Raw genomic sequence first — 12,843 nt, forward strand, 5'->3', positions numbered from 1 at the left:
TGGACCGACGCGCCGGAGACGTGCCCGCTTGGCGTGGCCTGTCCCGACGTCCTAGAAGGACATCCCGCCCGCGCCCTCGACGGCTCGGGCAACGGAATTCGGGAGACAGCCGCCTCGTGATGCGAACAGCCCTGATCGGACGCCTTCTCGCCGCCTCCCTCGCGGTCGTCGCCTTCGTCGGCGGTGCCAGGGCCGCCCCCGACGGCGGCCAATGGGCCCACGCCTTCACGCTGATGGGCGAGCCGAAATACCCGGCCGGGTTCAAGCAGTTCGACTATGCCGACCCGAAAGCCCCGAAGGGCGGGCTCGTGCGCCTCGGCGCCCAGGGCGGCTTCGACAATTTCAACCTCGTCGTGGCCGGCCTGAAGGGCGATCTCGAAGGCGGGGTCGCGCAGATCTACGATACGCTGATGACGGAGTCGCTCGACGAGCCGTTCACCTCCTACGGGCTCCTCGCCGAGGGGGTCCGCATCGCCGACGACCTCTCCTCCGTCAGCTACCGCCTGCGCGAGAACGCCCGCTGGCACGACGGGAAGCCGATCACCCCCGAGGACGTGGTCTGGTCCTACGAGACGTTGAAGGCCAACAGCCCGTTCTACGCGGCCTATTACCAGACCGTGGCGAAGGGCGAGGTCACCGGCCCGCGCGAGGTCACCTTCACCTTCACCGAGAAGGGCAACCGCGAATTACCGCAGGTGCTCGGCCAGCTCCGCGTGCTGCCCAAGCACTGGTGGACGGGCAAGGACGCGGAGGGGCGGCAGCGCGACGCCACCCAGACCACCCTCGAGATCCCCCTCGGCTCCGGCCCCTACCGCATCGCCAAGTTCGAGGCCGGCCGCAGCGTCACCTACGAGCGTGTGCCCGATTATTGGGGCGCCGACCTGCCGGTGAATGTCGGCCGCAACAATTTCGGCACGATGCGCAACGAGTATTTTCGCGACGCCACCGTGCTGATCGAGGCGCTGAAGGGCGACCTGTTCGACTTCCGCGCCGAGAACGTCGCCCGCAACTGGGCGACTGCCTATGACGAATTCCCCGCCGTGAAGGAGGGCCGCCTGATCAAGGAGGAATTCCCCGACCGCGGCAACGGCATCATGCAGGCCTTCGTCTTCAACACCCGCAAGGCCAAGTTCGCGGACGAGCGGGTGCGGCGCGCCTTCAACCTCGCCATGAATTTCGAGGAGATGAACCGGGCGCTGTTCTTCGGCCTCTACAAGCGCATCGATTCCTATTATTTTGGCTCGGAACTCGCCTCCTCCGGCCTGCCGCAGGGCGCCGAACTGGCGATCCTCGACGGCGTGAAGGACAAGGTCCCGCCCTCCGTCTTCACGACGCCCTATACCAACCCGGTGAACGGCACGCCCGATGCCGTGCGCGGCAACCTGCGCGAGGCGGTGCGTCTCCTCAAGGAGGCCGGCTACGAGTTGCGCGACGGGCGCATGACCAACGTGAAGACGGCTGAGCCGCTCACGGTCGAGTTCCTGGAGTTCCAGAGCGTGTTCGAGCGGGTGGTCCTGCCCTTCTCGGCTCAGCTGAAGCTCATCGGGATCCAGACCTCGCTGCGCGTCATCGACCAGGCGCAGTACCAGAACCGGCTGCGCGCCTTCGACTTCGACGTGACCACGAGTTCCTGGGGCCAGTCGCTCTCGCCCGGCAACGAGCAGCGCGAATATTGGGGCTCGGCCGCCGCCGACAAGCAGGGCTCGCGCAACCTGATCGGGATCAAGGACCCGGCCATCGACACGCTGATCGAGGCGGTGATCTTCGCCAAGGACCGGCCGGGCGTGCTCGCCGCCACCCATGCCCTCGACCGGGTGCTCCTCGCCCACAACTTCGTCGTGCCGCAATGGGCCTCGAACGTGTCGCGGACCCTGCGCTGGAACCGGTTCGGGCACCCGGCCACCCTCCCGCTCTACGGCTCCTCCGGCTTCCCGACCACGTGGTGGTACGACGAGGCACTGGCCGCCAAGACCGGGGCGCCCCGGTGAGGGTCGCGCCGAGCCGCCGGGACTTCGTCGCCGGGGCCGGCGCCCTCGGCATTGCCACCGCCCTGACGAAGCCGGCGGGGGCCGCCCCCACCGGGGCGAGCCATGGCATGTCGAGTTTCGGCGAGTTGAACTACCCGGCCGACTTCCCGCATTTCGCTTACGTCAACCCGGCGGCCCCGCGCGGCGGTCGGTTCTCGGCGCAACTGTCCTCCACCCTCGGCAATCAGGCCGGCGACACGTTCAACACCCTCAACGTCTACGTCCTGCGCGGCGACGGCGCCGCCGGCATGAACCTGACTTTCGATTCGCTGATGGTGCGGGCGCTGGACGAGCCGGACGCGCTCTACGGCCTCGTCGCCCGCGGCGTCGAGGCGAGCGAGGACGGCCTTACCTACCGCTTCGCCCTGCGCCCGCAGGCGCGGTTCCACGATGGTTCACGTCTGACTGCAGCAGATGTCGCCTTCTCGCTGAACCTGCTGAAGCAGAAGGGGCATCCCGAGATCTCGCAGGTGATCCGCGACATGGCTGACGCCATGCCGGAGGGCGACGAAGCAGTGGTCGTGCGATTCGAGAAGGGCCGCAGTCGTGACCTGCCGCTCTTCGTCGCCACCCTGCCGATCTTTTCGAAGGCCTATTACGCCGGCCGCGACTTCGAGGCCTCCACCCTGGAGCCGCCGATGGGGTCCGGCCCCTACAAGGTCGGGCGCCTGGAGGCAGGCCGCTTCATCGAACTGGAGCGGGTGACCGATTACTGGGCCGCCGACCTGCCGGTGATGGTTGGTCACAACAATTTCGACCAGATCCGCTACGAGTATTTTCGCGATCGCCAGGTGGCGTTCGAGGCGTTTAAGAGCGGTATCTTCACCTTCCGCGAGGAGTTCACCGCCCGCGTCTGGGCGACCGGCTACGATTTCCCCGCCTTTCGCGAGGGACGTGTCCGCAAAGAGGTCGTGCCCGATGCGCGCCCCTCCGGCACGCAGGGCTGGTGGATCAACACCCGCCGCGAAGCCTTCAAGGATCGCCGGGTGCGCGAGGCGATCGGCCTGTGCTTCGACTTCCCCTGGGCCAACAAGAACCTGATGTTCGGCGCCTATCTCCGCACCGCCTCGTTCTTCGAGAATTCCGACCTCAAGGCCACCGGCAAGCCCTCGCGCGAGGAACTCGCGCTCCTCGACCCGATGCGCGCCGACCTGCCCGACGAGGTCTTCGGGGAGGCCTGGCAGCCGGATCAATCGGACGGGTCGGGCCAGGACCGGGCGCTCCTCAGCCGCGCCGTGGCGCTCCTGCGCGAGGCGGGCTGCACCCGCGACGGCGCCACCATCAGACTGCCGAACGGTAAGCCCTTGGAGATCGAATTCCTCGACGCCGACCCGGCCCTCGAACCGCATACCCAATCCTTCATCCGCAATCTCGGCCTGATCGGGATCAAGGCCACGATCCGGCGGGTGGATACCTCCCAGTACCAGGCGCGGCTGAAGGATTTCGACTTCGACATCACCTCGCGCCGCTACAGCAACGGCCCGACGCCGGGCCCCGAATTGCGGCAGGTCTACGGCTCGGCCAGTGCGGCGACGCCGGGTTCGGACAACCTCGCCGGGGTATCGAGCCCCTCCGTGGATAGTCTGATTGGCCGGGTGCTCGATGCCGCGACGCGGACCGATCTCACGGTCGCCGCCCGCGCCCTCGACCGGGTGCTGCGCGCGGGCCGCTACTGGATCCCGATGTGGTACAAGGCGGATCACCGGCTCGCCCTGTGGGACGTCTACGGCCACCCGTCGCCTGGGCCGGCCTACGATCTCGGCGCGCCGGCGATCTGGTGGCACGAGGCCGACAAGGCCCGACGCATCGGCAGGAATTGAGGACCACACGTGCTCGCCTACATCCTGCGCCGCATCGCCCTTATGGTCCCGACGATCTTCGGGATCATGCTCATCACCTTCGTCATCGTCCAGTTCGCCCCCGGCGGCCCGGTGGAGCGCGTGCTGGCGCAGCTGCAGGGCCAGAACGAGGGCAGCCTGTCCCGCGTCACCGGCGGGGCCGGCGATCTCGGCGGCGGCGGGCGCTCGGCCGGCGGCGGCTCGGAGGCGAGCTCGCGCTATCGCGGCGCGCAGGGGCTCGACCCGGCCTTCATCAAGAAACTCGAACAGCAATTCGGCTTCGACAAGCCGGCGCCCGAGCGCTTCGCCAAGATGCTGTGGGACTACGCCACCTTCGATTTCGGCAAGAGCTATTTTCGCGATGTCTCGGTGCTGCAGCTGATCCGCGAGCGCCTGCCGGTCTCGATCTCCCTCGGCCTGTGGATGACGCTCCTGTCCTACGCGATCTCGATCCCGCTCGGCATCCGCAAGGCGGTGAAGGACGGCTCGCGCTTCGACCTGTGGACCTCCAGCATCGTGATCGTCGGCTACGCCATCCCGAGCTTCCTGTTCGGCATCGCCCTCATCATCCTGTTCGCCGGCGGCTCGTTCCTGCAGGTCTTCCCGATCCGCGGTCTCACCAGCGAGGGCTGGGAGAGCTTCACCCTCTGGGGCAAGATCGTCGATTACGCCTGGCACATGACGCTGCCGCTCACCGCCCTGGTGCTCGGCGCCTTCGCCACCTCGACCCTGCTCACCAAGAACTCGTTCCTCGACGAGATCCGCAAGCAATACGTGATGACGGCGCGGATGAAGGGCCTCACCGAGCGGCGCGTTCTCTATGGCCACGTCTTTCGCAACGCCATGCTGATCGTGGTGGCGGGCTTTCCCGGCGCCTTCATCTCGGCCTTCTTCGCCGGTTCCCTGCTGATCGAAACGATCTTCTCCCTCGACGGGCTGGGGCTCCTGTCCTTCACCGCCATCGTCGGGCGCGACTACCCGATCGTCTTTGCCACGCTCTACATCTTCTCGCTGATGGGGCTGGCGGTGAACCTGCTCTCCGACCTGATCTACACCTGGATCGACCCGCGCATCGATTTCTCGGCGCGGGCGACATGACCAGCCTGCCCTTGGTCATCCGGCCCGAGCGGCCGGGCGATGCCGAGGCCATCGACCGCCTGCATGCCCGCGCCTTCGGGCCGGGACGCTTCGCCCGCACTGCCTATCGCCTGCGCGAAGGCACCGTGCCGATGGCGGATCTCTGCTTTACCGCGTTGGTCGGCACCTACCTCGTCGGCTCGGTCCGCGTCGGCCCGGCGGAAGCCGGCGGGCCGCTCCTGGTGCTCGGACCGCTCACGGTCGATCCGAGCTTCGAGAAGCGCGGCATCGGCGGATCGCTGATGCGGGCGAGCCTCGACGCCGCGCGGGCCGGCGGACACGGGGTCGTGGTCCTGGTGGGCGACGCGCCCTATTACCGCCGCTTCGGCTTCACGCCCGTGCCGCCCGGCCGCCTCTTGCCCCCGGGACCGGTCGACCCCGCGCGCTTCCTCTGGCTCGAACTCAGACCGGGCGCCCTCGACACCGTGTCGGGGAACGTGAGCGCCGTCCGTCCGCGTTGACCCGTTGGGCATCGAGCGCCTCAGCGGGAGCGACGAATGACGGGATCGAACCACTCCATCACACACCGGACGATCGGGGTGAACGGCGTCAGCCTGCATGTGGCCTCCGCCGGCAAGGGACCGCCCCTGGTCCTGCTCCATGGCTGGCCGGAATTCTGGCTCACCTGGGAGCCGGTGATGCAGCGCCTCGCCGACCGGTTCGAGCTGATCGTTCCCGATCTGAGAGGCTTCGGCGACAGCGAGAAGCCGGATGCCGAACCCTCGGACAAGGCCGGGGCGGAGGTCCACGCGGCGGATGTGGCCGGGCTTCTCGACGCTCTGGGGATCGAGCGCGCCGGGTTCGTCGGCCACGATGTCGGCGCCTATGTCGGGCAGGCGCTGGGGCGCCGTGTGCCGGAGCGCCTCACGGGCTTGTTCTTCTTCAATTGCCCCTATCCCGGCATCGGCCCGCGCCTCGCGGCCCCGGAGATGCTCGCCGAGATCTGGTACCAGTCCTTCCACGTCAACCCGTTCGCCGCCGCCACGATCGGCACGTCGCGCGAGGCCTGCCGGCTCTATATCGGCCACTTCCTGCGCCACTGGGCCGGCGGAAACCCGGCCGCGTTCGATGACGTGCTGGAGGCGTTCGTCGATAACTTCATGGCCCCCGGCAACCTGCAGGGCGGCTTCAACTGGTACGTCAGCGCACAGGAGGGGCGGCTCGCCATGATCCGCGGCGAAGCGCCGTCGCTGCCGCCGATCACCGTACCGACCTGCATCCGCTGGGGTACGCGCGACCCGCTCTTCCCTTATGCCTGGACGGATCGTCTCGGCGAAACCTTCTCGGATCTCGACCTCGCCCCGTTCGAGGGCGTCGGCCATTTCCCGCACCGGGAGGCGCCGGATGCGGCGGCAGCGGAGATCGCGCGGTTTTTCGGGCGGTTAGTGGGGTAAAGTTCGCAAACGGTTCACGACGCGGCCCTCCTCCCCTGTGGGGAGGAGTTGGAGGTGGGGGTGGTTGGGTGCCCCCTCAGGGTGCGAAGGCCAGTGGCCCCCCACTCTTAACTTCCGCCGTGAGGGCTACGATATCCACACATCCCGCGGGCACCACGGGTCCCCTCTCCTGAAAGGAGAGGGACAGGGTGAGGTGTGTGAGTTTTCCGGAGATGGACCACACCTCACCCCAGCCCTCTCCTTCCAGGAGAGGGAGCGCGTCGCTCCTTTCGTCCAACCTTAGTGGAGGTAACAGCCGTCGAGCGGATGGGTGAATCCGGTAGGCCCACAAGGGGATGAGGGACGCGTCCTGCGGCTGAAAAAACCGTCCGGCGGTTACGCCGCCCGCCCGCGCCGACCTTCCACCAGCCACATCGCCAGCACCGCTCCGGCCAGCGCCACCAACGCCCACAGGCCCAGCGCCAGGGGATAGACCTCGACGCCGCGAATGACGGCGCTGTCGCTCGGACGGAAGCCGATCCAGTCGGCGCCGGCGAGCCGCCCGCTGCGCACGGCCTGCAGGCGCGGCACCACCGTGCCGCCGCCGGCATCCGCGATCCGTCGAATCGAGCCGCCCGTCCCCTCGGCCATGGCCTTCAGACGTTCGGTATCGCTGAACACGTCGGTGAGTTCGCGCGGGTTCGGCGGCCCGACGCTGACGAAGGCGATGAGCGAGCCGGAGCGCAAGGTATGCAGCCCGAGCTCCGCCGCTTCGAACGTCGTGCTGAACAGGCCGGGCTCCCCGGCCGTGAGAGTGAGCGTCCGCTCCGGTCCGGTCGGCCCCTTCACGGTGACGGGGTCGGTGGTCTCGGCCATGGTCTGGCGCTCGACGCGGACCTCGCGGCCATGGCCCGTGGTCTGGGCCCGCAGGGCCTCCTCTTCGAGGGCCGGCTCCTTCATCAGCCAATGGCCGAGGCGGCGCAGCAGATCGAGATAGGGACCGCCCTCCTGGTAGCCGCGCGCCCAGAGCCAGGCATGGTCGGACAGGAGCAGGGCGACACGCCCCTTGTCCTCCCGCGAGAGAGCAAGGAGCGGCAGGGCGTTCGGCCCCTGCAGGATCGGCTGCACCCCCGCCTTGGTCTGGGCCGAGACGATGCGCAGCCAGTCACCCCAGGCGGGGGGCGATGCCTCCGATCCCGGGAGGGCACGGGTGACCGGGTGGCGGGTGCCGGTGCCCGTCAGCGTCGCCTTGTAGGGCTGCTCGACCACACGGCCGTTGGGTTCGCCCGGCAGGATCTGGGAGAGCCGGGTGCGCGCGAGGCTGGCGGACGAGGCGAATTCCGGCCCCGCCGCGATGAGGAGCGCGCCGCCGTCGCGGACATAGCGAACGATGTTGTCGAAATAGGCCGAGGGCAGCACGCTCTGGTTGGCGTAGCGATCGAAGATGATGAGGTCGAAATCTTTGATCTTCTGGACGAACAGCTCGCGCGTCGGGAAGGCGATGAGCGAAAGTTCGGAGATCGGCGTGCCGTCCTGCTTCTCCGGAGGCCGAAGGATGGTGAAATGGACGAGATCGACGTTGGCGTCCGACTTCAGCAGGTTGCGCCAGGTGCGCTCGCCCTGGTGCGGCTCGCCGGAGACGAGGAGCACGCGCAGCTTCTCGCGGATGCCCTCGATGGGCAGCACGGCGCGGTTGTTGATCGTGGTCAATTCGCCGGGCAGCGGCTCGACCTCGATCTCCACGACGTTGGGACCGCCATGCTCGATCTTGGTGGTGAGCGAGAACGGCTGGCCGGTGGGGAAGGTGCGGCGCCCGATCTCCTCGCCGTCGCGGCGCACGGTGACGGTGGCGCTGCCGGTGCCGCCCCGCTCCATCACCTCGGCGCGGATGGTGAGATCGCGGCCGACGATGCCGAAGCGTGGCGCCTCGATCAGCTTGATCTGCCGGTCGCGCTCGTCGGGATGGCCGGTGACGAGGACATGGAGCGGCGCCTTGATGCCGAGCGCCGCGACGGAGGCCGGGATGTCGTGGACCACGCCGTCCGTCAGCATCACCACACCGGCGAGGCGGTCCGGCGGGACGTCGGCGAGGCCCTGGGACAGCGCCGTGAACAGCTTGGTGCCGTCATCGCCGTCCTTGGCGTCGGGCACGTCGATGAAGCGCGGCTCGATGTTGGTGAGCGCCCCGAAGCGCCGCTGCAATTCGGCCCGGACCGTGTCGGTCACGGCCGGGCGGTCGCCGAGGGATTGCGACCCCGACCGGTCGACGACGACGGCCGCGATGTCCTTCACCGGCTCGCGGTCCTCGCGCACCAGGGACGGGTTGGCGATGGCCAGCAGCACCAGCCCGAGGGCCAGCGCCCGCAGGATCGCCGTGCGCCCCCGCGCCACGAAGGCGAGAACGACGAAGACCGCCACCAGCACACCGAAGCCCGCGATGACTGGCCACGGGATGAGCGGCGTGAAGCTGAGGCTCAGCATGGGCTAGCGGCCTCCAGGTTTTGAATTCTAGTGCTCTCCCGCCAGACCACCTCATCCTGAGGTGCCCGCATGGCGGGCCTCGAAGGAGCCTTCCAGCACGCGCCGAGCGGACGGGAAGTCTCCTTCGAGGCCTCCGCTGCGCTCCGGCGCCTCAGGATGAGGTCGGAGGGAAGGATATCACTCATGGTCGCTTGGAAAGGGCGGGTCGGGGTGAGGTGTGGTCCATCTCCGGAAAGATCGCACACCGCACCCTGTCCCTCTCCTTCCAGGAGAGGAAACCCGCGCTTCCCATGACCTGCCTGAGAACGGGAGCCAGCAGCGGGGGAAGGGATGAGACCGCGAAGTAGATCCGCCGAGGCGTCGATACGAGGCGCGCCAGGCCCCCTCTCCTGGAAGGAGAGGGTTGGGGTGAGGTGAGAGGTCTCTCCGAAAAGGTCACACACCTCACCCTGTCCCTCTCCTTCCAGGAGAGGGAACCCGCGCTTCCCACGACCTGCCTGAGAACGGGAGCCAGCAGCGGGGGAAGGGATGAGACCGCGAAGTAGATCCGCCGAGGCGTCGATACGAGGCGCGCCAGGCCCCCTCTCCTGGAAGGAGAGGGTTGGGGTGAGGTGAGAGGTCTCTCCGAAAAGGTCACACACCTCACCCTGTCCCTCTCCTTCCAGGAGAGGGAACCCGCGCTTCCCACGACCTGCCTGAGAACGGGAGCCAGCAGCGGGGGAAGGGATGAGACCGCGAAGTAGATCCGCCGAGGCGTCGATACGAGGCGCGCCAGGCCCCCTCTCCTGGAAGGAGAGGGTTGGGGTGAGGTGAGAGGTCTCTCCGAAAAGGTCACACACCTCACCCTGTCCCTCTCCTTCCAGGAGAGGGAACCCGCGCTTCCCACGACCTGCCTGACAACGGGAGCCAGCAGCGGGCGAAGGGATGAAGCCGCGGAGCAGGTCCGCCGAGACGTCGATACGAGGCGCGCCAGGCCCCCTCTCCTGGAAGAAGAGGGTTGGGGTGAGGTGAGAGGTCTCTCCGGAAAGGTCACACACCTCACCCTGTCCCTCTCCTTCCAGGAGAGGGGACCCGCGCTTCGTGCGGCCGGTGTGAACCCCATCCCACGCAGAGGGGGTAGGGACGAACCCATTGAGCCAACAGCCAGTCTCAAAAATCATCACTGTCCCAACCGCTCCAGCAGGGCCGGGACGTGGACCTGATCCGCCTTGTAGTTGCCGGTGAGCGTGTAGATGACGAGGTTGATGCCGCCGCGGAACGACATCTCGCGCTGGCGCTGGTCGCCGCCGACGATGGGGTAGAGCGCCTCGCCGCGCTTGCCCACTGCCCAGGCGGCGGCGAGGTCGTTGCCGGTGATGACGATGGGGGAGACGCCGTCGCCGGCCCGGGCGGGACGGCGTTCGGCCCCGTCGCCGGCGGGCGGCAGGGTCTCGACCCAGGTCTGGCCGGTGGCGTAGCGGCCGGGAAAATTGTCCACGAGGTAGAATGCCTTGGTGAGCACGTGGTCGGCCGGAACGGGCTCCAATTCCGGGACTTCCAGCGTGGAGAGCATCTTGCGCAGATATGCCCCCTCCGGCGAGGGCGGGCCGCCCGGCCGCGCGGTGAGCGCGTCGCGGGTGTCGAACAGGACCGTCCCGCCATTGCGCATGAACGCATCGATCCGGCGGATCGCGGCTTCGCTCGGCTGCGGGCGGCTGGCGACGATGGGCCAGTAGATGATCGGATAGAAGGCGAGCTCGTCCTTGCCCGGATCGATGCCGATCGGGTCGCCTGGCTCCAGGGCCGTCCGGCTGGCGAGCATCTGGGTCAGGCCGGTGAGCCCGGCGCGGCTCGCCGTATCCGTCGCCTCGTCGCCAGTGACGACGTAGGCGAGGCGGGTGGCGAGGGCCGAGTCGAAGGCGTTCGGCCGCGCGGCCTCCTGCGCATGCGTGCCGCTCGGCGCACCAGCGATGCCGATGGCGGCGACGATGAGCACCGCCGCCGCGCGTCCGGCGGAGCGGCCGAACAGCCCCCCGCGCGACCGGTTGAAGAAGCCGCCGAGCCAGAGGCCGGCGAGGGTGTCGAGGATTAGGAGCATCAGCGCCAGGGTAAACAGCGTGGCGCGCAAGTCGAGGGTGTCTCCGCCGGTGAGAGACCCGGTACGGGCATCGGTGAAGGCCGTCAGGTCGAGGGGTTTCAGGCGGTCGTCGGGCCTGAGCGCGTTCACCGCGACGCCACCGTCCGTGGGGCCGTAGAATCCGGCCGGGTGTTCGAGGCTGGCGCGCTCGCCGTAATCGTCCGGCACCGCCGTGGCACCGGCAGGCGGGCTGCCCAGCGCCCCGAAACCGTCGAGGGTGAGACGCGGCGCCAGGACGGCCGCGGCGGGCCGCGTCGACCCCTCCCCTCCGTTCGGCGAAGCACTGCCCGACAGGGCGACGACCCGGCGCAGCATGTCGATGAAGAGGCCGGAGAGCGGCAGGTTCGACCAGGTCGTATCGGCGGTGACGTGGAACAGGACCACCTGCCCCTTGCCGCGCTTCTCGGCGGTGACGATGGGCGTCCCGTCCTGAAGCGAGGCCCAGGTCCGGCCCGGCAGGTCGCCATCCGGCTCCGCGAGGATCTGGCGGCGCACCCCGATATCCGCCGGCGGGACCAGTCCGGCAAACGGGCTCTCCGGTGCGAAGGTGGCGAGCGTCCTGGGGCTGTCCCAGGACAGGGTGCCGCCGAGGGTCCGGCCGCCCCGGCGCAGGCGCACGGGGACCAGGGGGTCGTTGCCGGCCGCCAGGCGCGGCCCGGCGAAGCGCAGCAGCAGGCCGCCCTCGTCCACGAAACTCGCCACCCGGCGCATGGTCGCCTCGTCGAGGGCGCCCACATCGGCGAGCACCAGAACCGAAACCTGATTGTCGAGGAGCTGCCCGACGGATTCGGCGACCCCCTTGGCCCCGCGTGCCTCCTGGACGCCGGCGAAGGGGGTCAGCGCGCGGGAGAGATAGTAGGTCGGGGCCAGGAGCGGCTGGGCCTGATCGTTGGTACCGCCGAAGACCAGGCCGACCCGGCGGCGCTTGCCTCGTTCGTCCATCAGCGTGACCGCACCGGCCGAGCGCTCGGCGGCGATCTCGAGACGGCTGATGCCGTTGCGGAGCTCTACGGGGAGCTCGAACGTGACCTCCGTTTCGGTGGCCCCCTCGGAGAAGCGGAAATCGTGCTCGGCCAGGGGCAGGCCCTTCTGGTCCAGGGCACGGACGAGGCCGGCATTGCGGCCATTGGCCGAGGCGCGCAGGACATGGGCGGTGAGCTTGCCGCCGCTCTCGGCCGCGGCGAGCGCCAGAGCCGAGGGCTGGTCGGCACGCAGGATGGTCAGACGGGCGCCGGCCTTGTTCAGCACCTCGGACAGGCCCTTGCCGAACGCGTCGGATGCGGCGCCCGCTACGCCATCGGTGATCCAGACCAGAGCGGCCGTCGGATGGCGGTCGAAGAACGCTCCGATGGCGGTCAAATGGCCGTCGCGTTGCGGTAGATGGGAGCGCGGCGCAACGGCCCGGAGCCGGTCGAGGGCGGCGGCGGGCGTCTTCGCCTCAACAGCCGCCGGGGCGTCGGCCAGGGCGATCACCGCCACGGGGCGTCCGTCCCGAGAGGCGGCCTCGATCTCGTCGGTGGCGGCCCGCATCCGCGCGCGCCAATCATGCGCGGCGGAAAAGCCGTTATCGATCATGACGATGAGCGGCGTCCGGCCCGAGGTCGCGCCGGTGCCCGACGGGTTCCAGACCGGCCCCGACACCGCAAGGATCAGGCAGGCCGCGGCGATCATCCGAAGGATCAGCAGCCAGGGCGGGGTCCGCGCCGGCGTCTCGCGCTTGGCCACGAGATCGGCCATGATCCGCAGGGGCGGGAATTCGATCCGCTGCGGTCGCGGCGGCGTCACCCGCAGCAAATACCACAATGCCGGCAAGGTGATAAGCGCCGCGAGGGCCAGTGGCGCGGCGAAGGTCAGGGGCAATCCGAACATGC

Annotated in this window: 7 protein-coding genes; 5 read left to right on the forward strand and 2 right to left on the reverse strand. The window is 68.9% G+C overall.

Annotation, left to right across the window (positions count from 1 at the left end):
* The first annotated feature begins 119 nt into the window (after positions 1–119).
* Genes FPV16_RS12650 through FPV16_RS12670 form a run of 5 tightly spaced genes read left to right on the forward strand, consistent with a single transcriptional unit; the run spans position 120 to position 6,396 of the window.
* Positions 120–1,988 (forward strand): extracellular solute-binding protein, encoded by a 1,869-nt coding sequence (locus FPV16_RS12650; RefSeq protein WP_227438629.1) that lies wholly within the window; start codon positions 120–122, stop codon positions 1,986–1,988.
* Entirely contained in the window at positions 1,985–3,847 is a 1,863-nt protein-coding gene (locus FPV16_RS12655) for an extracellular solute-binding protein (protein ID WP_227438544.1), read from the forward strand. Before FPV16_RS12650 ends, FPV16_RS12655 begins: the two co-directional genes overlap by 4 nt.
* A 9-nt stretch (positions 3,848–3,856) precedes the next feature.
* Positions 3,857–4,963, forward strand: a complete 1,107-nt coding sequence (locus FPV16_RS12660) for a microcin C ABC transporter permease YejB (protein ID WP_227438546.1) — start codon at positions 3,857–3,859, stop codon at positions 4,961–4,963.
* Entirely contained in the window at positions 4,960–5,463 is a 504-nt protein-coding gene (locus FPV16_RS12665; protein WP_227438547.1) for a GNAT family N-acetyltransferase, read from the forward strand. The genes FPV16_RS12660 and FPV16_RS12665 overlap by 4 nt, the downstream gene beginning before the upstream one ends.
* Before the next feature lie 36 nt (positions 5,464–5,499).
* On the forward strand, positions 5,500–6,396 hold the full coding sequence (locus tag FPV16_RS12670; RefSeq protein ID WP_227438549.1) for an alpha/beta fold hydrolase: 897 nt from the start codon (positions 5,500–5,502) through the stop codon (positions 6,394–6,396).
* Positions 6,397–6,771: 375 nt separating this feature from the next.
* Here the strand turns inward: FPV16_RS12670 and FPV16_RS12675 are convergent, their stop codons facing one another.
* Both FPV16_RS12675 and FPV16_RS12680 read right to left on the reverse strand, forming a co-directional pair.
* Positions 6,772–8,856 (reverse strand): hypothetical protein, encoded by a 2,085-nt coding sequence (locus tag FPV16_RS12675; protein ID WP_227438551.1) that lies wholly within the window; start codon positions 8,854–8,856, stop codon positions 6,772–6,774.
* 1,159 nt (positions 8,857–10,015) lie between these two features.
* The gene (locus FPV16_RS12680) at positions 10,016–12,841 is read right to left on the reverse strand and encodes a DUF4159 domain-containing protein (protein WP_227438552.1); all 2,826 of its coding nucleotides are present in this window, start codon (positions 12,839–12,841) and stop codon (positions 10,016–10,018) included.
* Between the last annotated feature and the right edge of the window lie 2 nt (positions 12,842–12,843).

The organism is Methylobacterium sp. W2 (genome assembly GCF_020662345.1).
In the GTDB taxonomy this organism is placed as follows: domain Bacteria; phylum Pseudomonadota; class Alphaproteobacteria; order Rhizobiales; family Beijerinckiaceae; genus Methylobacterium.